At 51.6% G+C, this 18696-nt stretch carries 19 protein-coding genes and 1 pseudogene; 7 read left to right on the forward strand and 13 right to left on the reverse strand.

The window, feature by feature from the left end:
* Positions 1–28 precede the first annotated feature (28 nt).
* Genes lolE through lolC form a run of 3 tightly spaced genes read right to left on the reverse strand, consistent with a single transcriptional unit; the run spans position 29 to position 3169 of the window.
* On the reverse strand, positions 29–1273 hold the full coding sequence (gene lolE, locus K6L24_RS13045) for a lipoprotein-releasing ABC transporter permease subunit LolE (protein WP_222681546.1): 1245 nt from the start codon (positions 1271–1273) through the stop codon (positions 29–31).
* The gene (gene lolD / locus K6L24_RS13050) at positions 1273–1977 is read right to left on the reverse strand and encodes a lipoprotein-releasing ABC transporter ATP-binding protein LolD (protein WP_137268848.1); all 705 of its coding nucleotides are present in this window, start codon (positions 1975–1977) and stop codon (positions 1273–1275) included. The genes lolE and lolD overlap by 1 nt, the downstream gene beginning before the upstream one ends.
* Positions 1970–3169, reverse strand: a complete 1200-nt coding sequence (gene lolC / locus K6L24_RS13055) for a lipoprotein-releasing ABC transporter permease subunit LolC (protein ID WP_222681547.1) — start codon at positions 3167–3169, stop codon at positions 1970–1972. The genes lolD and lolC overlap by 8 nt, the downstream gene beginning before the upstream one ends.
* A gap of 627 nt (positions 3170–3796) precedes the next feature.
* Here lolC and K6L24_RS13060 point away from each other — a divergent pair.
* Positions 3797–5191 (forward strand): GGDEF domain-containing protein, encoded by a 1395-nt coding sequence (locus K6L24_RS13060; RefSeq protein ID WP_222681548.1) that lies wholly within the window; start codon positions 3797–3799, stop codon positions 5189–5191.
* 58 nt (positions 5192–5249) lie between these two features.
* Here the strand turns inward: K6L24_RS13060 and K6L24_RS13065 are convergent, their stop codons facing one another.
* The 6 genes from K6L24_RS13065 to K6L24_RS13090 form a co-directional block, all read right to left on the reverse strand.
* Positions 5250–5513, reverse strand: coding sequence for a hypothetical protein (locus K6L24_RS13065; protein WP_062743683.1), 264 nt, complete (start codon positions 5511–5513; stop codon positions 5250–5252).
* Positions 5514–5646: 133 nt separating this feature from the next.
* On the reverse strand, positions 5647–7395 hold the full coding sequence (locus K6L24_RS13070) for a hypothetical protein (protein WP_062743684.1): 1749 nt from the start codon (positions 7393–7395) through the stop codon (positions 5647–5649).
* Positions 7396–7664: 269 nt separating this feature from the next.
* A complete protein-coding gene (locus K6L24_RS13075; RefSeq protein ID WP_062743685.1) occupies positions 7665–7961 on the reverse strand; it encodes a hypothetical protein in 297 nt (98 codons plus the stop codon).
* On the reverse strand, positions 7958–8281 hold the full coding sequence (locus tag K6L24_RS13080) for a DUF7940 domain-containing protein (protein ID WP_425333072.1): 324 nt from the start codon (positions 8279–8281) through the stop codon (positions 7958–7960). The genes K6L24_RS13075 and K6L24_RS13080 overlap by 4 nt, the downstream gene beginning before the upstream one ends.
* A 20-nt stretch (positions 8282–8301) precedes the next feature.
* Positions 8302–8769, reverse strand: coding sequence for a glycoside hydrolase family protein (locus K6L24_RS13085; RefSeq protein ID WP_062743687.1), 468 nt, complete (start codon positions 8767–8769; stop codon positions 8302–8304).
* 209 nt (positions 8770–8978) lie between these two features.
* Positions 8979–9350 carry an antiterminator Q family protein gene (locus K6L24_RS13090; protein WP_062743888.1) on the reverse strand — a complete coding sequence of 124 codons (372 nt, stop codon included), beginning with the start codon at positions 9348–9350 and terminating at the stop codon, positions 8979–8981.
* A 534-nt stretch (positions 9351–9884) separates the two neighbouring features.
* Between K6L24_RS13090 and K6L24_RS13095 the strand changes: the two genes are divergently transcribed.
* Both K6L24_RS13095 and K6L24_RS13100 read left to right on the forward strand, forming a co-directional pair.
* Complete coding sequence (locus K6L24_RS13095) at positions 9885–10442, forward strand: helix-turn-helix domain-containing protein (protein WP_137268849.1); 558 nt, start codon at positions 9885–9887, stop codon at positions 10440–10442.
* Between the two features lie 390 nt (positions 10443–10832).
* Positions 10833–11114: a hypothetical protein gene (locus K6L24_RS13100; protein WP_222681550.1), complete on the forward strand. Its 282-nt coding sequence runs from the start codon at positions 10833–10835 to the stop codon at positions 11112–11114.
* A 237-nt stretch (positions 11115–11351) separates the two neighbouring features.
* Here K6L24_RS13100 and K6L24_RS13105 read toward each other — a convergent pair whose 3' ends face one another.
* Positions 11352–12308, reverse strand: coding sequence for a chemotaxis protein (locus K6L24_RS13105; protein WP_062743689.1), 957 nt, complete (start codon positions 12306–12308; stop codon positions 11352–11354).
* A gap of 265 nt (positions 12309–12573) precedes the next feature.
* Here K6L24_RS13105 and K6L24_RS13110 point away from each other — a divergent pair.
* Positions 12574–13625 (forward strand): IS3 family transposase gene (locus tag K6L24_RS13110; protein WP_425333073.1). Its coding sequence is split into 2 segments (ribosomal slippage): positions 12574–12769 and positions 12769–13625, totalling 1053 coding nucleotides; the frame shifts between segments, so codons are not numbered across the junction.
* Between the two features lie 48 nt (positions 13626–13673).
* On the opposite strand, the pseudogene K6L24_RS13115 reads toward K6L24_RS13110, so the two are convergent.
* Positions 13674–13913: pseudogene (locus K6L24_RS13115) on the reverse strand (terminase small subunit); the annotation flags it as partial.
* 24 nt (positions 13914–13937) lie between these two features.
* Between K6L24_RS13115 and K6L24_RS13120 the strand changes: the two are divergent.
* From K6L24_RS13120 to K6L24_RS13130, 3 genes are all read left to right on the forward strand, one after another.
* Positions 13938–14462: a hypothetical protein gene (locus tag K6L24_RS13120; RefSeq protein WP_137268850.1), complete on the forward strand. Its 525-nt coding sequence runs from the start codon at positions 13938–13940 to the stop codon at positions 14460–14462.
* Positions 14463–14714: 252 nt separating this feature from the next.
* Positions 14715–15835, forward strand: a protein-coding gene (locus K6L24_RS13125) for an IS3 family transposase (protein WP_222681551.1) whose coding sequence is annotated in 2 segments (ribosomal slippage) — positions 14715–14973 and positions 14973–15835 — 1122 coding nt in all. Because the reading frame shifts where the segments join, the coding sequence is not laid out codon by codon here.
* Positions 15836–16063: 228 nt separating this feature from the next.
* Entirely contained in the window at positions 16064–17173 is a 1110-nt protein-coding gene (locus K6L24_RS13130) for an acyltransferase family protein (protein WP_222681552.1), read from the forward strand.
* 168 nt (positions 17174–17341) lie between these two features.
* Here K6L24_RS13130 and K6L24_RS13135 read toward each other — a convergent pair whose 3' ends face one another.
* Together K6L24_RS13135 and K6L24_RS13140 are read right to left on the reverse strand one after the other, a co-directional pair.
* Positions 17342–17740: a GtrA family protein gene (locus K6L24_RS13135; protein WP_191927139.1), complete on the reverse strand. Its 399-nt coding sequence runs from the start codon at positions 17738–17740 to the stop codon at positions 17342–17344.
* The gene (locus tag K6L24_RS13140; RefSeq protein WP_191927140.1) at positions 17737–18690 is read right to left on the reverse strand and encodes a glycosyltransferase family 2 protein; all 954 of its coding nucleotides are present in this window, start codon (positions 18688–18690) and stop codon (positions 17737–17739) included. The genes K6L24_RS13135 and K6L24_RS13140 overlap by 4 nt, the downstream gene beginning before the upstream one ends.
* Positions 18691–18696: the final 6 nt, after the last annotated feature.

Raw genomic sequence — 18696 nt, forward strand, 5'->3', positions numbered from 1 at the left:
CCCGCCAGACCCCCTCGTGCCTCCCGGCTTACTGACCGCTCAGTACTCGCGCCGGGTCGATACGGCTGGCACGGCGTGCCGGATACCAACTGGCCAGCAGGCTGAGCAGCAGCGAGGTCACCAGCACAATACCCACATCACGCCAGTGCAGCTCCGACGGCAGGAAATCAATAAAATAGATATCCCCGGAAAGGAAATGATACCCGGTCAGCGCTTCAATCGCATGAATGATAGGTGTCAGATTGAGGGCCGCCAGCACGCCCACCACTACGCCGCTGACGCTGCCCACCAGCCCGGCCAGCAGGCCATACCAGACAAAGATGGCACGGATCAGCCCGTCTTTTGCCCCCAGAGTGCGCAGGACGGCAATATCGCTGCTTTTATCTTTCACCGCCATCACCAGGGTCGAAACGATATTGAAACAGGCCACGCCGATCACCAGCACCATCGCCAGATACATGATGGCGCGGATCATCTGTATATCGCGATACATGTAACCGTAGGTTCCCACCCAGCTGCGAATATACACATAGGCATGGGTGACCTCCCCTGCCTGACGCACCAGGCTGACGGCGTTGAACGGATCGGCTGCTTTAATCGCGATGCCGGTGACACTTTGCCCCATTCCCAGCAGTTGCTGGGCATCGACCAGCGGCACCAGCGCCAGGCTGTGATCAAGCATACCGCTCAATTTCAGGATACCGGCCACCTGTAAGCGCACGCGCTTAGGCTGTAACAGTTTATTCCCGGCGTCGCTGTTAGGGATCATAATCGTCAGCCAGTCACCCTGCCTGACCTTCAGGCTGGTCGCCACACCCTGCCCCAGCAGGATTTGCTTCTTGCCGGCAGCAAACGTTTTCCAGGCACCGCCCTGCACGTAGGAGGGCAGCGCACTGAGGCGGCTCTCCTGCTGCGGATCAACGCCCTTCACCTGAACTGCCTGCAGCTTACTGCCGCTCTCGATCAGCCCGGTGAAATTAATGTACGGTGCCGCTGCGGCGATCCCGGGAACCTGTTCAATTTTTGGCAACAGCCCCTGCCAGCCGGTAAACGGCTGGTTGACCGGCTCAATTTCCCCGTGCGGCACCACGGCCAGAATGCGGTTATTCAACTCACGTTCAAAGCCGTTCATCGCACTGAGGCCGACAATCAGCACTGCCACACCCAGCGCAATCCCGACGGTGGAGATCACCGAGATCAGTGACACCATCCCTCCGCGCCGGCGGCCACGGCTGAAGCGAAGTCCAAGCAGAAGAGAGAGAGATCCCGCCATCAGAAGCTACCCGCCGGTTGCGCCTGGTCACTGAGCTGGCCGTCGCGCATTTCCATCTGACGCGACATTCGCCGGGCCAGGTTGAGGTCGTGGGTCACCACCAGAAAAGCCGTGCCCTGGCGCTGATTAAGTTCGTTCAGCAGATCAAAAATGGCATCCGCATTACGGGCATCCAGATTCCCGGTGGGTTCATCGGCCAGCACCAGACGCGGATTATTCACCAGGGCGCGGGCGATGGCCACGCGCTGACGTTCCCCGCCGGACAATTCAGACGGGCGGTGAGCCGCACGGTGATCCAGACCGACCGCTTTCAGCATGGCGATGGCTTTTTCCTGTGCCTCTGACTTAGCCGTTTTACCAATCAGCAGCGGCATGGCCACGTTTTCCAGCGCGCTGAAATCGGGCAGCAGATGATGAAACTGATAGATAAAGCCCAGCTCACGGTTACGCAGCCCGGCTTTAGCCGCTGAAGACATGCCGTTCAGCGACTGCCCGTCAAAGACCACTTCGCCGGAAGTGGGCGTATCCAGCCCGCCCAGCAGATGCATCAGGGTGCTTTTACCCGAGCCGGAGCTGCCGACTATTGCCATCATCTCACCCGGCTTAACGGTGAAGGTCACGTTGCGCAGGACATCGGTCTGCACGCTGCCTTCCTGATAGCGTTTACACAGGTTGTCGCACTGCAACAGGATCGTGTTACTCATAACGTAAAGCCTCAGCGGGTTGAACGGCGGCCGCGCGCCAGGAAGGGTAAAGCGTTGACAGCAGCGCGACGACTATCGCCGTCAGGGTAATTGTCGCCACCTGCGTCAGGGAAATAGCCACCGGTAATGCGGCACCATCGAGGAATGCCCCAATCACTGGCATCAGGTTATTCAACTGGCTGGCCAGTAGCACGCCCAGTAACGCGCCCACCAGTGCGCCCACAACGCCTGCCGTTGCGCCCTGTACCATAAAGACAGCGACAATCTGACGGCGCGTCAGCCCCTGGGTTTGCAGGATTGCCACTTCCCCCTGCTTTTCCATGATCAGCAGGCCAAGCGAGGTGACAATATTAAACGCAGCCACAGCAACAATCAGGCTTAACAGCAGCCCCATCATATTTTTTTCCATTTTAACGGCCTGGAATAACTCGCCTTTACGTTCGCGCCAGTCTTTCCACACCGTGCCTGGCGGCAGAGTCTGCTGGCTGACGCTGTCCACCTGAAGGGGTTTATCCAGCCACAGACGCCAGCCGGTAATGTTGCCCGCCGGGTAACGCATCAGGCGCGAGGCATCCTGCTGATTGACCAGAATCTGATAGCCATCCACATCGCTGTTAGAAGCGAACGTACCGATTACGGTAAAAAGGCGCTGGCTGGGAATACGTCCCATCGGTGTGAACTGGCTGGCAGAAGGCACCATCAGACGCACCTGATCGCCGCGTTTGAGGCCCAACTGGCCAGCCAGCTGTTCGCCGACGATGACATAATACTGACCCGACTGCAGCTGCTGCTGGCGCACGCTGACCAGGAAAGGGGTTAACGGGTCGGCTTCATCTGGGTTAATCCCCAGCATGACGCCCACACCCACGCTACGCGCACTCTGCATGACCACCTCTCCGGTGGTCAGCGGCGTGATACGGCTGATACCGGAGAGCTGCAGGCTGCTGGCGGGCAGTTTCTGCGGGTTGATCGACCCCGTTTCGCCGGTAATTAACGCCTGGGGCATAAGACCCAGGGTGTTTTTTTCCAGTTCGTGCTCAAGGCCGTTCATCACCGACAGTACGGTAACCAGCGCCATAACGCCCAGCGTAATACCGACAGCGGAAAGCCAGGAAACAAACCGGCCAAAGCGGTCTGAACCACGCCCGCGCATATAGCGCAGGCCTATAAATAAGGCGACAGGCTGATACATGACATCCGTCTTTCTAAGGGCAGAAAACAATTGGGAAGGATAATAAAGGTTAGCTCCGCGTTATGGAACCACTAAGCTACTGAGTCTGCACATTGTTTTGTCAATGGCTGAAACACTTCGCACGGTTTATCCCCCGGCCCCCGTCCTTATCGCCTGCGCAGAAGCGGGTTTCCTGAGCCTTCATTAGCCCGGCTAAACGCGATGGTGCACCGGCGCTGCGTTACGTCTGGCAGACTTTTACGCCGTAAAACAGGGGGTTTTATGATTACGGTCAGTGAGTTAGCAAGACCAGGATTTTTCCCAAACCCATCAGAAGTGTGATTTTCTATTCGATAACGGCTCACTTTTACGCTATACGTGGCAACATATAACGGTCATGCAGGTGAAAACGATTAGTTTTCCTTAACTGAATTTGCGACACCCGTGAAAGCCAATGTTCACCCGACTCACACGGCTTATCCTTGCGCCTAGGAATAATCCGAATAAATTGCTTTCACCCGGGTTGTCACGTATGTTGTGTGCGTCATTTTGCACCAACCCCCTGATATCGATCTGTTATCAACCAAAATCAGCCTGTCAACCTGACTGTCTCGTGAGTGACCCGTTTTCATCGTCCTGAGCTTAAAGATGCCAAACTATAAATATAATGTTAACCGGGTCATCATCTTATTCGCCCTTGCCATGCTGCTGTCAACCATCGGGCTGGCATCGCGCCATTTTGCCTCACTGTCACTGTTCTGGCCCAGTAACGCCATCCTTCTTGGCCTGCTGATTCGTTTTCCTTCGCTGGACAAACCCAGCACGCTGGTCGTGCTCTTTATGGGAATGTGGAGCGCCGATGTGCTCTATGATACGCCCGTGTTTGTTGCCATGGGCCTCGATGCCGCCAATATCCTGTTTATTGCTACCGCCCGCTGGGCGTTGCTGAGTGATCATTTTTCGCGCGGACACCCCCGCCGCCTGCAGGCGTTGCTGCATGTTTTTCCGGCCTCACTGCTGGGAGCGGCAGTGTGTGCGCTGGCAGGCGCCATGGTCAGTGAACGCTACTTTGAAGATGAGCTGTTTAACGCCTGGTTTTCCTGGTTCTCAGAACAGATGTCCACCTCTATTCTGCTGTTGCCGCTGGTGATCAGCCTGCCCCGTCGCGATGAGCTGGCACAGCTGGCGTCTGCCCTGCGCGACAGCACGGTGCTGCCGGTCATTGCGCTGGTGCTCACCACTGTCACGGGCATCTGGGTAGGCGGCGGTGGCAGCCTGCTCTTCCCTTTACCGGCCCTGCTGTGGTGCGCTATCAGCTATCCCCTGTTTATCACCTGTTTCCTGACGCTGGTGACCGGCATCAGCGAGATTATCCTCGTGGCGGGCAACGTGCTGAACATTCAGGGCAAGGACGATCTGTTCCGCATCGACAGCCTGTCATCTGCCCGACTGGGCGTGGCCGCGATGCTCATCAGCCCGCTGATTGTGGCACTGAGCACCGCGTCTAACAGAAAACTGGTGGCGCGCATTACCAAACGTGCCGACTATGATTTTCTCACCGGCGCGCTGACGCGCAGCGGGCTGTCATCCAGACTGGAGACGCTGGTGACTCCGCGCCACCGGCCTCAGGGCTTTTTCGGTGCCGTTTTCGTCATTGATATCGATCGGTTTAAGAGCATCAATGATACCTACGGTCACGCCAGCGGCGACTATGTTCTGGAAAAAACGGTGGAATGCATTCGTCAGCGTCTGCCGCCGTCAGCGATGTTGTGCCGGATGGGGGGAGAAGAATTTCTGGTTTTAATAGAGGGAATTTCTCAGCCGCGCGCCTTTTTGTTAGCGAATCGCCTGCGTCACAGCATCGAAGAAAATATTATTATGCTGAACGGTAACAACCTCAGCGTCACGGTGAGCATTGGCATCAGTGCGCTGAATATCAACAACGTCAACAGCCTGGATGAGTCAATTACCCGCGCCGATGAGCAGTTGTACATCGCCAAAAGCAGCGGGCGAAATCAGGTTCGCCCGGAGTTTGTACTGTAGGAAAATAAGGCATGGCCTGTTCAGGCCGGGGCCGACCGGAGAGGCCGGCCCTGAAGCGTCAGGCTTCGTTTTCGATGCGGTTAGCTTCGATTTCAAAATCCTGGATGGCGGTATCAAGCTCATCCAGCAGGCCACCTTGCTGAGTCAGTAACTGATTAATTTTCTCTGCAAAGCCCGCGTCTTTGTACTCCCCCTGATCGAACGCCAGCCACTGTGCGGACAGCGTTTCAGTATTACTCTGAGCGTAATGGCGCATTTCTTTTAGCTGCGAAGTCACGTCACGTAAGTGTTCAGTCTGCGATTTGCTTTCGTTATCACTCATGGATATTTCCTTTCGTCATTAAAAGAAGCCTACCCCTTTTGTGACCGGGCGACGCGGTGAAAGTTCACAATCCTTTTCCCTCGCGGTGGAAACGACAAAAAAAAGCCGGGTTTCCCCGGCCTTAAGTGATTGATTAATAGTAAGCAATTTTTCTGTCCGTGCCGTTAACGTTAACGGTGATATAGCCGACAGCGGTCGTCGTTATGGGGGGAACTGCGTCAGTGGTCGCCACCGTCAGCACCCCTTTCTCATTGGCCCCCACCCCCGCCAGCCCGTTGTGCAGGCTCATCCTTGCCGCAGGCGACACCGTCCCTATCGTCGTGAGGTCGGTGACTTCGTTCAGATCCGGTGTGAACAGGGAGCACTCCCCGGACTCAAAACGCGTAGGACCGGTAGACTTGAGGTTAAACATCGTATCGCCGCTGGCGGCCTTCAGTTTTACCCAGATCTCCGAGGTCGTGGTGCCTATGCGATTGAATTTAATATCCAGCACCGCCGGTGAGCCATGATGGCGGATATCACCATAAATTGCCGTTGCACAGCGTGATATCCCCAGATAGCTGGTACCGGATGAGACCGCGCTGACCGGGTTGCCCGCCGTGCCGGTGACGGCATCGTTAGACACTTTACTCACCATTTCAATGACCCATTGCTGGTTGTCACGAGGCATAAACACCTTGCCCAGTTTGTACCATTTGTCGCTGGTGGAGGTGTTATTAATTTTATACCCGCTGTGCCAGCCGACGCGCAGGGTACCGGACATCTGCGTGCCGAAGCTCTCATCCCGACGCCAGCCGGTTTCATAGCCAGAAAGCCAGCGCCCCGGGGCCGTATTAAGGCTAACCGTCGCGCCTGCCTGCAGGTTAAGCTGGCGGATCTGCATCCGGGCGTTATCCATGTTCAGCGGGTTAACACAGTTTTCCAGACTTAATGCCTCCACCAGCCACTGCCCGTTGCTGAGATCCCCGGGGTTGCGGGTATGTTCAATCCAGACATTACTGATTAACCCCTGGGTGACCCGCGGCATCATCAGCGTGGCGTCACCGTAACCGCTCTGGAAGTTAGCGTTCGATAGCTCAATGGCGGTGGAGTGGTCCCAGACCCCCTTCACCGTATCGGACCAGCCGATATCAAACACCCGTGCATAGGTATTAATGGAATAGATTTGATCGAACTTGCTGTCCAGCGTATCCAGCAATTTGATCGCCGTCCCCCCGTTATTCTGCACGCGGAAGCAGGTGATCAACACGGTCTGCCCCGCGACCATGATATTTTCAAAAAAAGGCTGCTGGTTCGTGCACATCTCGGCGGTGATCGCCCCTTTATTCGCCGTGATATCCGCCGATGCCTGGCCATTCCAGCTAATGCCCTTGATGGTCGTCCGCCGGGCGTTGACCCTGAACACCGGCGAGGATGATTTATTCGATACAATCGTCGTTCGCGGCATCCCTCCCTGAGGATTGTCATCCCCGTAGAGATAGAAGCAGGGGATCTCACTGGCGGAGAGGTCAATCGGATTGATAAGGAACTTACCACCGGGGAAGCGCACCCCCAGATTGCGGCTACTGGTGTTTACCGTCTGTGCCCAGTTCAGCATCAGTTTAAAGGCTCCGCTGTCATCGGTGACACCATCGCCCTTACCACCGAAGTGATAGATATTCAGCTCGTCCAGACTGTTCACCACCCGTTTCCAGAAGAAACCCGCCCCAACCGCATACGTGCCGCCGTCATCGACCGGCAATGCGGTGGTGATAAAACCGACGAATGTGCCGCCACCGCGAAACGTGGAGTCTTTATCGTAATAACGCTTCAGCAGGGCAAAATCTCCCGCTTTAACCGGCGCGGTGGTTCGTAATTCAGCAAAAGAGTTAACTTCAATCATAATAACCTCCGGGCAGCGTGCAGACGTCAGCCGCCTTATTCAGGATTAATAAAGGGAATTGAGGGAAAGAGACATGACACAAAGAACGGCCTGACACCTCCTTAATTTAATTTATTCATAGGGTTTATTTTTTATTACCCTCACACAGCGATGACCAAAGATCGTTATGAATATTAATCTGCCTGACGGTGCGAATATCCATTAACTGTGCATCCTGCCCGTGTGTGTAGAGGGGAGAAAAAAGAGTACAGGACGAATCCGTCATTAATTCACTGCCGCCCGTCGACATTGAATCGTGACTGCTGCAACTTACGACGAGCGTCAGCATCATTAAGGACAGCGTTAGCCGTTTGTACATTTTTTGCCTCCTCACTGTTATCCGCCTGTTTTTTTGCCACGGCAGCCATTTGCGTGACTTTATTTTCTGCCGCCGCGACCTGCGCCTGTTGACGGGCTTTTCCCACCTGTTTACCGCCGAACCAGGCGGCACCCAACGCTACCAATAGTCCCCCCACCGCCAGCAGGGCCTGCCAGCCGCCGTTCAGTAAAAAAAGAAATGTGCTCATAGCTTGCCTCCGTTTAACTCATCACGCTGATCGTTAAGTTTTTTCTGGCGAATAAACTGCGCCATGACCGCCATCGCGACCATAAAGGCACCGATCATCCCGAGAAAGTTGTGCGGCAGACAGGATTTCACGTCCTCCGGCAGCGCCCCCCAGGCATTCAGTGCGGCATCAGGAAACGACTGAACCCACGCGGTGAGTGCCGATCCTCCTGACGCCAGCCAGACTGACCAGGTTTTCACCAGCAGTCGCGCATGATCCACCAGCGCCACACGCCCAGACCGCGCTAACAGGCCGATAACCAGTGACACCGCCGCCACCAGCACGACAAAAAGGGTAAATTTCACAGGACCTCCTGATAGCTTTTATAGGTTCCACTGCGCATCACTTCAGCATGACGCCGTGCCCGCCCGGGCGTTTGTCGTGCCCACAGACTGTCGAGCATCGATTCGGCTGCACCGGCAAAATCTCCGTCGGCCACCCTTTGCAGGGTCTGTTTAAAAGCAGACAGGCCCTGGGTACCCAATTGATAGGCCATGCTGTACAGCACATCAGCACGCGGCGGGCTGCACTGCCGCAGCGCAGCCTGAATCGCGGGTTGCCTGAGCATCTCGTCATTCTGGCGATCCAGCAGGGCCTGCATCCAGACCTCTCCGACCTTTCGTGGTACAGCGAAGAGATAATTATTGAGTGCGGCACCGGCAGGCCCGATCTTTATTCCGCAGCCCACCGTTGGAAAACCTTCCGTATCGCGGTAAGGGCGCTCTTTATAGCCTTCTTCAAACAGCAGAATCTGAATAATTTTACTCACGGCTCACCTCGCTGACAGAGAATTAAAAAAGCGTGCTGACGCACCCGACTGAATAACAGCCGTTATTAAAGACATTTTCAGTAAAAAGAAAATAAATAAGAGGAATTAAAAACTGGAATATTAACAGTGTGGATCAGAAAATGCGTACGCAATACATAGAGGGATATTATTTTTTCGCTTGCCTTCAAACTGTGCTTATTCACTCACCTTCAGTCTGTTATTTCACACTCAAGCCGGCACTCCAGCGCGCTTAATACGCCACAGACAAATCCTTCAGCCGTCTGAATTTGTTTACGCACGGTGCCATCCGCGCAGCGGCGGCGGCGGGCAATCGATCGCAGGGAAATTTGATAGAGGTAATGGGCGACCAGAATATCGTGCTGTTCTTTATTCACCTTCATCAGCCTGCTGATACAGCCGTCGAGGATCATACCGTCGTTATCGCTACAGACGGGACGTTTCACACCACGGGCATGGACCAGCCCCCTGAAACCGGCAGCAACCGATGCGTAACCCAGCCCATGCTGACCTGCCGCCGCCCACCCTCCCCAGCGCTCCAGTAGCATTTTGATATCTCGCATTATCTGCTCCTCTGTATTGATCAGGATCCGCACTGACGCGTTGCCAGCCTGTTTCATCAGTTAACACCACGACACTGACTGCCTGATGAAAGCTGGCAGCGAGTGAATAGCGTCACCTGACGTTCGTCTGGAGGGCGTACATCCCCCCCTGAAAAGTGAGCCAGCGATTAGGCTGGACGGCCTGATTGATAAAGAGCGGTGAAATAATTTCGCCAGGACAAGGCAGGCAGGGCCTTCCACTGCCACACTATCGTTAAATATCGCATTTAAAATGGCCCTGATCCTGCGTCAAATGAAGGGGAGTTCAGGGCCATTCGCAACACACCCTGCCCCCTTTCACACCAGACGACCTCACGGTTTTCGGCAGGATGAGAAATCGAATCAATACTAATAGGTATAGATTAAACATAATTAATAGCAAATGTTATTACACAAAATAATAGCAAAGCGTGTTTGACGAAAAATACGCGTCGCTATAAATTCTGGTATATGAAACCGAATACACTTGCCTGGCGGCTAAACATGGCGATGACCATGATGGGAATTACACAAGGTGCTCTGGCCAAAGCATCGGGCGTGTCACAGCCTACAATATGGCGCTTGACGAAAGGTGAGGCTGAGGGGTCCCGCAAGCTGGTGGATATTGCCAGGGCGCTGGATATCAACGTGGAATGGCTGGCTAACGGCACGGGCGAGATGCGTGGGACGGCGGTTTCAGGCCCCGCAGATAAAGTGAAAAGTGGCACTACGGTGCCCCTCTGGGATGCGGGCGGAAAAACCAGTGAACAGGTTAGCGTCCCTAACGGCGTTAAGGCGAAAAAAAGCTGGCGAGCCTATGTCCTTGACCGCAACAGCGGTTGCGCAGAAGCCACCGCTGGCAGCATCGTGATTATCGACTGCGATGTACCAGTTGAATCTGGAGATTTAGTCATTGCTCTGGTGAATGGCCGCCTCTCCGTTTACCGTTATCTTGAAGGCCCTTCCAACGGTTTTTTAACCGTCGACGACCCCCGACTGCCCGCTGTAGAACTGTCCGGTGACGTCCTGCTTATTGGCGTCGCTATCTTCCTGATCCGCGATTTACGGCGGTAATCACTGACATCCTGCTCCGGCAGGATCGTCTCCTCGTAGTGACCGCCAGACACCCTGAACAACACAGATACCATCAGTTTTTCCTCGCGGTAAACCATCAACGCCCTCACATCATGACCCTGACAGTGTTCGTCTATCGATATAACTGAATAGATTAGTAAAGCTTTTGACATCTTCGCCATTAAACTGACAATTAATGACAATAAAATATTTAAAATCAACGTTTTCAATACAATGCAACGATAGCACAGGTTATTTAACTCATAACCATTGATATTGATAATAACCCTGGCTATCGTTTTTAAAGGCGTAAAACATCAGCAGTGCTTAGGGGACGCTCCCCATCACCCACCGGGGATCAGATCGCTGCTTCCTGTCACGGAGGTTTTTATGGCAACAATATTCTGGAAAACGGCGGCCCCCTTCGGAACCTGCCGCAGCCGTTATAAAGCACGACGAGCGGAAGTCGTTGCCGCCCGACAGCGTGAAAAAAAGCTGCTGCGGAAAATCGGGGCACTGCTGAGTGAACAACCCGGGGTGACGTTAAGCCAGAAAATGCGCGGGACATGTGCAGAGGGAAACCGCTGCCCTCACTGCGACCTACCCGCTACGCATAACCGGACGGCCTGCTCATTTTGCCGGGCGGCAATGAAGATCATCAAGGAAGCGTAGAAAGCAGGTGAGCGGTTCAGTCTGGTGATACGGCAGATGCGGAAGATTGGGGTAATCGCTATGCGCTGATGAAGAAACGGCCGTCCGGGAGTGCGATAATTTCCCTGAAGCGATACCTGCTGTCACTGCAGGATTTTTCAGACGGGTTACAGACATATCACCCCCGGATAGAGGGGTGTACGCTTTCAGAGCAGGGAGGGGAGCCTGCTGCTGGCCTCCCCGCCCTGCTAAAAATAATCAGTACACCGCGTCTTCCAGCACCTGATGGATCACCGCTGAAAGCTGACTAATCTCAAATTTAGCCACATAACCGTTCGCGCCGACCTTACGCACGTGGTCTTCGTTAGCACTTCCTGAAAGAGAAGAATGGATGACCACCGGCAACCCTTTCAGGTTGTGATCGCTTTTGATATTACGGGTCAGCGTAAAGCCATCCATCTCCGGCATTTCAAGGTCGGTTAACACCAGCGCAATTTTGTCATGGATGGAGATGCCCTCCTCCTGCGCTTCACGATAGAGTTTTTTAATTTTTTCCCACGCTTCCAGGCCCGTAGTGTGCATCTCTGCCGGGATGCCCATGGCTTTCAACCCCTGCTCCAGCATCTGTCGAGCCACCTTCGAGTCTTCCGCTACAATGGCAATCGCCCCCGGCTTCAGCTTGAAGGTTTTCACCTTGATGTCATCTTCTTTCACTTCGCGAACAGAAGGAATGACATCATGCAGGATCTGCTCAACGTCCAGCACCATCGCCATGTTGTTGTCGTTATCAAGGCAGGCGATACTGGTAATGTTGCGCGTGCTGACGCCGGACTCCGCCGCATGGACCTGGCTCCAGTCCAGACGAACAATATCGTCCACAGACTCCACAGCAAACGCCTGCGTGCTGCGCGCATACTCAGTGACCAGCAGCAGATTCAGCCCGGTAGTCGGCGTACAACCTGCCACTGCTGGCAGGTCGATGACCGGGATCAGCTGGCCGCGGATATTGGCCATACCAAGCAGGGGTGACTTCATACCTGCTGCGCGGGTAATGGTGGTCATCGGCACAATTTCACGCAGCTTGAATACGTTAATGCCGAATAACTCGGGCTTATCTTCCTGATGAGCAGACCCCAGACGGAATAACAAAAGTTCGAACTTGTTCGATAATGCGAGATTCGCTCTCTCGTCTATCTCTTTTTGAAAGTTATCCATGTCTACCTCAAGGTGATGATTCATTGTTATCAGCCGGCGCGGGACAGCACGCGCTCAGGAACGCTGTTGAAAGTTATCGGCAGTGGCAGGGAAAAATACAGGGGCATTTTGCAGGATTTGTGACCGGGGGACCCTGACCCAAAATCCTGTTCCATTCAGAAACAGAATTCCGGCATGATTAAAACTCCCCTGAACGGAGGTGGTGCCGATGAAAAAGTCACGATTTACCGAAGAGCAGATTGTCTTTGCCCTGAAGCAGGTTTAGCTGGGGATGTCCGTACCGGATGTCTGCAGCAAGCTGGGCATTTCGGATGCCACTTTCTATACGTGGCGTAAAAAATACGGCGGTATTTCTCCTTCGGAGCTGAAGCATATGCGGCACCTGGAAGAGGAAAATCTGTGGCTGAAGAGGCTGGTTGTTGACCTCAGCCTCGACAAGGCGATGCTGCAGGACGGGCTGGCAAAAAAGAGCTGACGCGGGCACGCCTGCGCGAATGGGTCAGGGATTTGCAGGCCCGCTACGGTGCCAGTGAGAGACAGGTCTGTTTTGCGCTGCGGGTCAGCCGCAGCTCGTTTCGATATCGTTCTGTGGCCGCCGACGAAAGCGCACTGCGGCTACGCATCCGTGAGATAACCGGAACCCGGGGCCATTACGGGTACTGCCGGGTACACGTGATGCTCAGGCGGGAAGGCTGGCGCGATAATCATAAAAGAATCTACCGCCTCTACTTTGAGCAGGGTCTGTCGCTGCGCCTCAAACGGCCATGCCGCAATAAATCGGCCCAGCGCCGGCAGCCGCAGCCTCAGGGTCTGTATCCGAATCACGTCTGGGGCATGGATTTTGTCTCTGGTGCGTTGTTTGACGGGCGACGACTGTGCCTGCTGACGGTTATCGACCTGTACACCCGAGAATGCCTGGGGATCTGCGTGGGGCATAATTTGCGTTTAACAGAAGTGGCAGAAATGCTGAACAGCATAGCGCTCAGACGTCCTTTACCTCAGTTGCTGAAAACCGATAATGGTTCTGAATTTGCAGGGAAAATGCTGGGCAGATGGGTACAAGAAAGAGGCATCAGAATCGACTTCTCACGCCCGGGAACACCGACGGACAATGCGACGGTGGAGTCCTTCAATGGCAGGTTACGGCAGGAATGTCTGAACGAGAACTGGTTTATGTCTTTGGAGGATGCATGGTGCAAAATCGAGGCCTGGCGCATACACTATAACCAGAGGCATCCCCACTCTGCGCTGGGCTGGATGACCCCGTCAGAATTTGCTGAGAAGTCTGCCGGTTGCCAGAATACACAACCAACATGAAGCCGGTTATTCCTGATTATGACTGGATCATATTCGGGGTCAGGGTCAATCCATCTGGTCAATCTCAACCAGGCGTCGAAGCACATAAGCAGCATCGGTGCTTACTTGCTCATTGCGCTACGCTTTGAGTTCGGTGATTCTGTTCTGAATGTCAGGTTTAGACAGGTTTTCAGATGCGGTTCTGTTTGCGGTCTTATCGCTGTACCCCGCTCTGATAGCCGCTTGCGTGGCATTCAAATTAATGAGGAACTCTCGACAAAACATTTCTTGTTTGTCGGTGAGTGTCATTTAAACCCCTATCAAGGATAGATTATGAATCCAGAAATTTTTTCATCCAAATTCATGATGAATGAACAAACTTGGTCTCGCCTAGCTACTACGCTAAGTAGCGAAGATGATATCGGTGTCGTCTTGCGCGCCCATTTGATAACAGAAACTATGATTGAGGCGTTTTGTTGTGCTGCAGTTAACAATCGTGATCTTTTTGATGGTTTCGGTGAAAATCTTACGGTCACATACGCAGCGAAATTACAACTAGCCGCAAACTTAGGACTGAACGAGCACTCTGTCGCTGAGTTGAAGCGCATAAATAAAATTAGAAATGCTCGCTCTCACCAGATTGATAACTCCGCAATAACTGATGCTGAGATTGAATCGCTTCGAGCTTTCATTTCTAGAGGAGGACAGGGGGATCTTGTCTCTCTACACAACTTTGGATTGCGCGTTGGCAGCTCCGGTATGTATTTGAACCATCCCGACTCATCAAACAGAGAAAAATTCTTGGCGATTTTAGGTGCCATTATTTATCGTATGACGCGTCAAGTTGGGATTAACTAACATTATGTGAGCAAGCTCTTGGTAAAATTCAATTTTCTGGCACGTATTCCATCTTGAGCACGTCATCCGGCGCGAGGTAAACCCATGCGCCATCTTAATTTACAATCCCAATGAAGCCGTTAACTACTTCAGGCTGCGATCCGTTCATCAGGCCTTCATGGGTTTCGCCTGACTTAGTGGTTGACCTGCTCCCCGTTGATTAGTACACCCCGATATTAGTAATGTCTTCATAAGCCACATGAGGACATCCCCATGAAGAAGCGTTTTTCCGACCAACAAATCATCAGTATTCTCCGCGAGGCCGAAGCCGGGATATCCGCCCGTGAACTCTGCCGTAAGCACGCCATTTCCGACGCCACCTTTTACACCTGGCGTAAGAATTATGGCGGTATGGAGGTGCCCGAGGTTAAGCGCCTGAAGTCGCTTGAGGAAGAGAACGCCAGGCTCAAGAAGCTGCTTGCCGAAGCCATGCTGGATAAGGAGGCGCTTCAGGTGGCTCTGGGGCGAAAGTACTGTCGACGGGCCAGAAGCGGGAAGCCGTGGTGTTGATGTGTGATGCGACCGGTCTGTCACAACGTCGTGCCTGCAGGCTTACAGGTTTGTCCCTGTCGACCTGCCGTTATGATGCTCAGCGTCAAGCTGCTGATGCACATTTATCATGGCGCATCACTGAACTGGCACTGGAGCGCAGGCGTTTTGGCTACCGTCGCATCTGGCAGTTGCTGCGCCGTGAAGGGCTTTATGTTAATCATAAGCGCGTGTACCGGCTTTATCACCTCAGTGGCCTGGGCGTAAAACGCAGAAGACGTCGTAAAGGGCTGGCAACAGAACGTCTGCCGCTGCTCCGTCCGGCGGCGCCCAATCTGACCTGGTCGATGGATTTCGTCATGGACGCATTGGCCACCGGTCGCAGGATCAAGTGCCTTACCTGCGTGGACGACTTCACGAAGGAGTGTCTGACGGTCACCGCTGCTTTCGGTATTTCAGGCGTTCAGGTCACGCGTATTCTGGACAGCATCGCGTTGTTTCGGGGCTATCCGGCGACAATAAGAACAGATCAGGGCCCGGAATTTACCTGCCGCGCGCTCGATCAATGGGCCTTTGAGCATGGTGTGGAACTACGGCTTATCCAGCCAGGTAAGCCAACGCAGAACGGATTTATTGAGAGTTTTAACGGACGCTTTCGCGATGAATGCCTGAAGGAACACTGGTTTAACGATATCAGCCATGCCAGGAAAACCATCAGTGAATGGCGTCAGGATTATAACGAGTGTCGCCCGCACTCCACGCTGAATTATCGGACGCCGTCTGAATTTGCGGCGGCCTGGCGAAAGGGTAATTCTGAGAGTGAAGGATCCGACATTACTAACTGAGCGTTGTATCTAATCCCGGGGGCAGGTCAAGGGGGCGATAAGCATCAATCAGGCGAGGTAGGGAGAACTGTCATTGTAGTGATATTTGAGTTCATTTTTCCACTCAGAACCTTACGAATTCTTGATGAATTCTTGATGAATTCTTGATGAATTCTTGATGAATTCTTGATGAATTCTTGACAGATGTTAAACTACCACCATTAATGAATCAGCACTGCGTCGGGAAAAATGCACAATAAAATAAACTCAATTCACTATCTCCGTGGAATAGCTGCTTTGTTGGTAGTAGGGTTTCATGCAAGACAATTTCTGAATGGAATGTTTGGAATAAAAGACTTAGGGAACTTTTTGTTTCTGGGCGGACAGGCTGGGGTTGACCTTTTTTTCATTATAAGCGGATTTATTATCGCATATTCCACACATGATAAGAATCGTTCAGCCCCTGCATCATTTGTCTTACGCAGATTTTTTAGGATTTATCCTGTTTTTATTATTTCTCTGCTAATATGCTATTTTGTTGTAAATTATGTTAAACCAATAGAGATAGCCTCATTATTACGATCATCTCTATTAATCCATACAAACTACTCACTTCATGGTCCTTTCTTCGGTTATAACATTCTCTATACAGCATGGACGTTAACATATGAACTCTACTTTTATCTTATTTTTACTATATCAATGTCCTTCAACCACAAGCATAGAGTACTGATATCATCAGTATTACTCCTCCTGCCGGGAGTGATTATTCAGAAAGTTTATAATGGAAGCATATCTATTTCTGGAGATACAACCCTTAATAACACAAGCTATCCATTTTTAAATTTCATTGCATCCCCCATGATGGTCGAATTTATTTATGGAATGGTATTATATAAATTTATTGCAAAAATCAAAATGCCATATTTTTCAGGGATTTTTCTTTTTTCATGCCTATCCTTTACTTTTATTTGTTACTTCAGTAAGTATCGTTTTGGTTCAGGACCGGCTAACTTTGGGTTGTGGGCATTAGTTTTAATGATTGGTTTAATGATTTACGAACAAACAAACAGCATAGGTGAAAATGCAATTCTTAATACACTTGGAAATATATCTTATTCGCTTTATTTAACACACGTCATCGTTATTTATGTAATGATTTATTATCCTACTTATGTTCCTATGTATGAAAGCACTAAGGGAATATCTCGATTCGCATATATTATTTGCGCCTCTATCACGGCTTCATGGTTAACACATGAGTACATCGAGAAACCGTTTATAACATTTGGAAAGCAGCTTATTAAATTAGGCAACTCAACATTACCAGCTCAAGCAACTCGTAGCGATGCTATATAATTAACTTAGGTGAGATCAAAAAGATAATTTTATGTGGCGCAAAAGATGACAAGAAAGAAAATTATTAATGTCTTTTAGCTCTAAAGCGGCAAGATCATATAACAACAGATATTGAAAGCCCTCAGATGAGGGCTTATATCTTTAGAAAACCCGCAGTTATATCAATGCTTAGACGTCTTTACGAAACAGTATAAGTTTTGATGTGGCGAGATTGACAAACATACCAGCTATGCTTCCTGCTGCAACACCGATCACTGGCTGAACCAAGACAAATCGGTAATTGGAGATAAGCCAGCTATAAAGACCATAGTTAACAGCACCGCCGCACAGCATCAGCACAAGATATGACGCGAATTCTGCTCGGGGCTTCATATTGGAGCTTTTATCCTTGAAGGTTATGCTCCTGTTAAAAACCCACGTAAACAAAACAGCGGAGAAAAAAGAGAAGCATCTTGCTATGTATGGACCGAAAATATCTATCAGGAGGTAAAGGATGACCGTATCTACCAGAAATCCAAGTCCGCCACTAATCGCGAAGAAAACTACTTCTCTCAGAGTTTTCATCATTTATCTTTGCTCATGAATGGAAGAGGTATTCCGAGATATACCAGTCTCTTCATTTCATGTCGCCCTCTAGTAACGTTATCCAAGATCAATCCGCAGACGAATGACAGTGCAGCGGCAATCATGATTGATGCCGCAAGAACTGCAGTTGGAAGTCTTGGAACCAAACCGTCTCTAAGGAACTCTGTCAGGAGTGGGAAGCCAAGTATGACAGATGTCATAGCCATTAATAGCGCACAAATGCCGAAGAAGGCAAAGGGTCGTTCAGTTATATATAGCCTTGCAATCATCTTCAGAATCCTGAAACCATCTCTGTATGTAGAAAGCTTACTTACAGAACCTTCAGGACGGGCTCCATATTCTGTCATAACCTCACCGTATGGCATGCGCAGTTCCAATGCATGAACGGTTAGTTCTGTTTCAATCTCAAATCCGCGAGAAATTGCCGGGAATGATTTTACATACCTGCGAGTGAACACACGGTAACCAGAGAGCATATCTGTGAAGTTGCCTCCGAAGATTTTCACCACGCTGTGCGTGAGCATGTAATTTCCCCACTGGTGGCCCCTACGGTATGCCTCCCCAGCCATTTTATCTTTGGTTTTTCTGCATCCAACAACCATATCCATGTGGTTATCGAGAAGCTTATCTACCAGCGAACGAACAGCGCTTACCTCATAGGTTGCATCACCGTCTACCATAACGTAGATATCAGCCTCAACATCCGCAAACATTCTTCTTACTACGTTACCCTTTCCTGGTAATTTCACTGAGATAACTTTCGCGCCTGCTGCTTCTGCAACCTGTGCTGTTCGGTCGCTGGAGTTGTTATCGAAGACATAGATATCGATTTCAGGCATTGTCTCACGGAAGCCATAAATTACTGCTTCAATCGCCGACTCTTCGTTGTAGCATGGAACTATCAATGCAACGTGCTGACCACGGTATTGCATATTAAC

Source organism: Erwinia persicina (assembly GCF_019844095.1).
Classification (GTDB): Bacteria; Pseudomonadota; Gammaproteobacteria; order Enterobacterales; family Enterobacteriaceae; genus Erwinia; species Erwinia persicina.

Coding starts and splice junctions, on each gene's coding strand:
- K6L24_RS13065 (WP_062743683.1), bottom strand. CDS start 5,513: ATGAGTGATAACGAAAGCAAATCGCAGACTGAACACTTACGTGACGTG.
- lolC (WP_222681547.1), bottom strand. CDS start 3,169: ATGTATCAGCCTGTCGCCTTATTTATAGGCCTGCGCTATATGCGCGGG.
- lolE (WP_222681546.1), bottom strand. CDS start 1,273: ATGGCGGGATCTCTCTCTCTTCTGCTTGGACTTCGCTTCAGCCGTGGC.
- K6L24_RS13130 (WP_222681552.1), top strand. CDS start 16,064: ATGCACAATAAAATAAACTCAATTCACTATCTCCGTGGAATAGCTGCT.
- K6L24_RS13060 (WP_222681548.1), top strand. CDS start 3,797: ATGCCAAACTATAAATATAATGTTAACCGGGTCATCATCTTATTCGCC.
- K6L24_RS13105 (WP_062743689.1), bottom strand. CDS start 12,308: ATGGATAACTTTCAAAAAGAGATAGACGAGAGAGCGAATCTCGCATTA.
- K6L24_RS13090 (WP_062743888.1), bottom strand. CDS start 9,350: ATGCGAGATATCAAAATGCTACTGGAGCGCTGGGGAGGGTGGGCGGCG.
- K6L24_RS13070 (WP_062743684.1), bottom strand. CDS start 7,395: ATGATTGAAGTTAACTCTTTTGCTGAATTACGAACCACCGCGCCGGTT.
- K6L24_RS13135 (WP_191927139.1), bottom strand. CDS start 17,740: ATGATGAAAACTCTGAGAGAAGTAGTTTTCTTCGCGATTAGTGGCGGA.
- K6L24_RS13140 (WP_191927140.1), bottom strand. CDS start 18,690: ATGCAATACCGTGGTCAGCACGTTGCATTGATAGTTCCATGCTACAAC.
- K6L24_RS13095 (WP_137268849.1), top strand. CDS start 9,885: ATGATGGGAATTACACAAGGTGCTCTGGCCAAAGCATCGGGCGTGTCA.
- lolD (WP_137268848.1), bottom strand. CDS start 1,977: ATGAGTAACACGATCCTGTTGCAGTGCGACAACCTGTGTAAACGCTAT.
- K6L24_RS13120 (WP_137268850.1), top strand. CDS start 13,938: ATGAATCCAGAAATTTTTTCATCCAAATTCATGATGAATGAACAAACT.
- K6L24_RS13100 (WP_222681550.1), top strand. CDS start 10,833: ATGGCAACAATATTCTGGAAAACGGCGGCCCCCTTCGGAACCTGCCGC.
- K6L24_RS13075 (WP_062743685.1), bottom strand. CDS start 7,961: ATGAGCACATTTCTTTTTTTACTGAACGGCGGCTGGCAGGCCCTGCTG.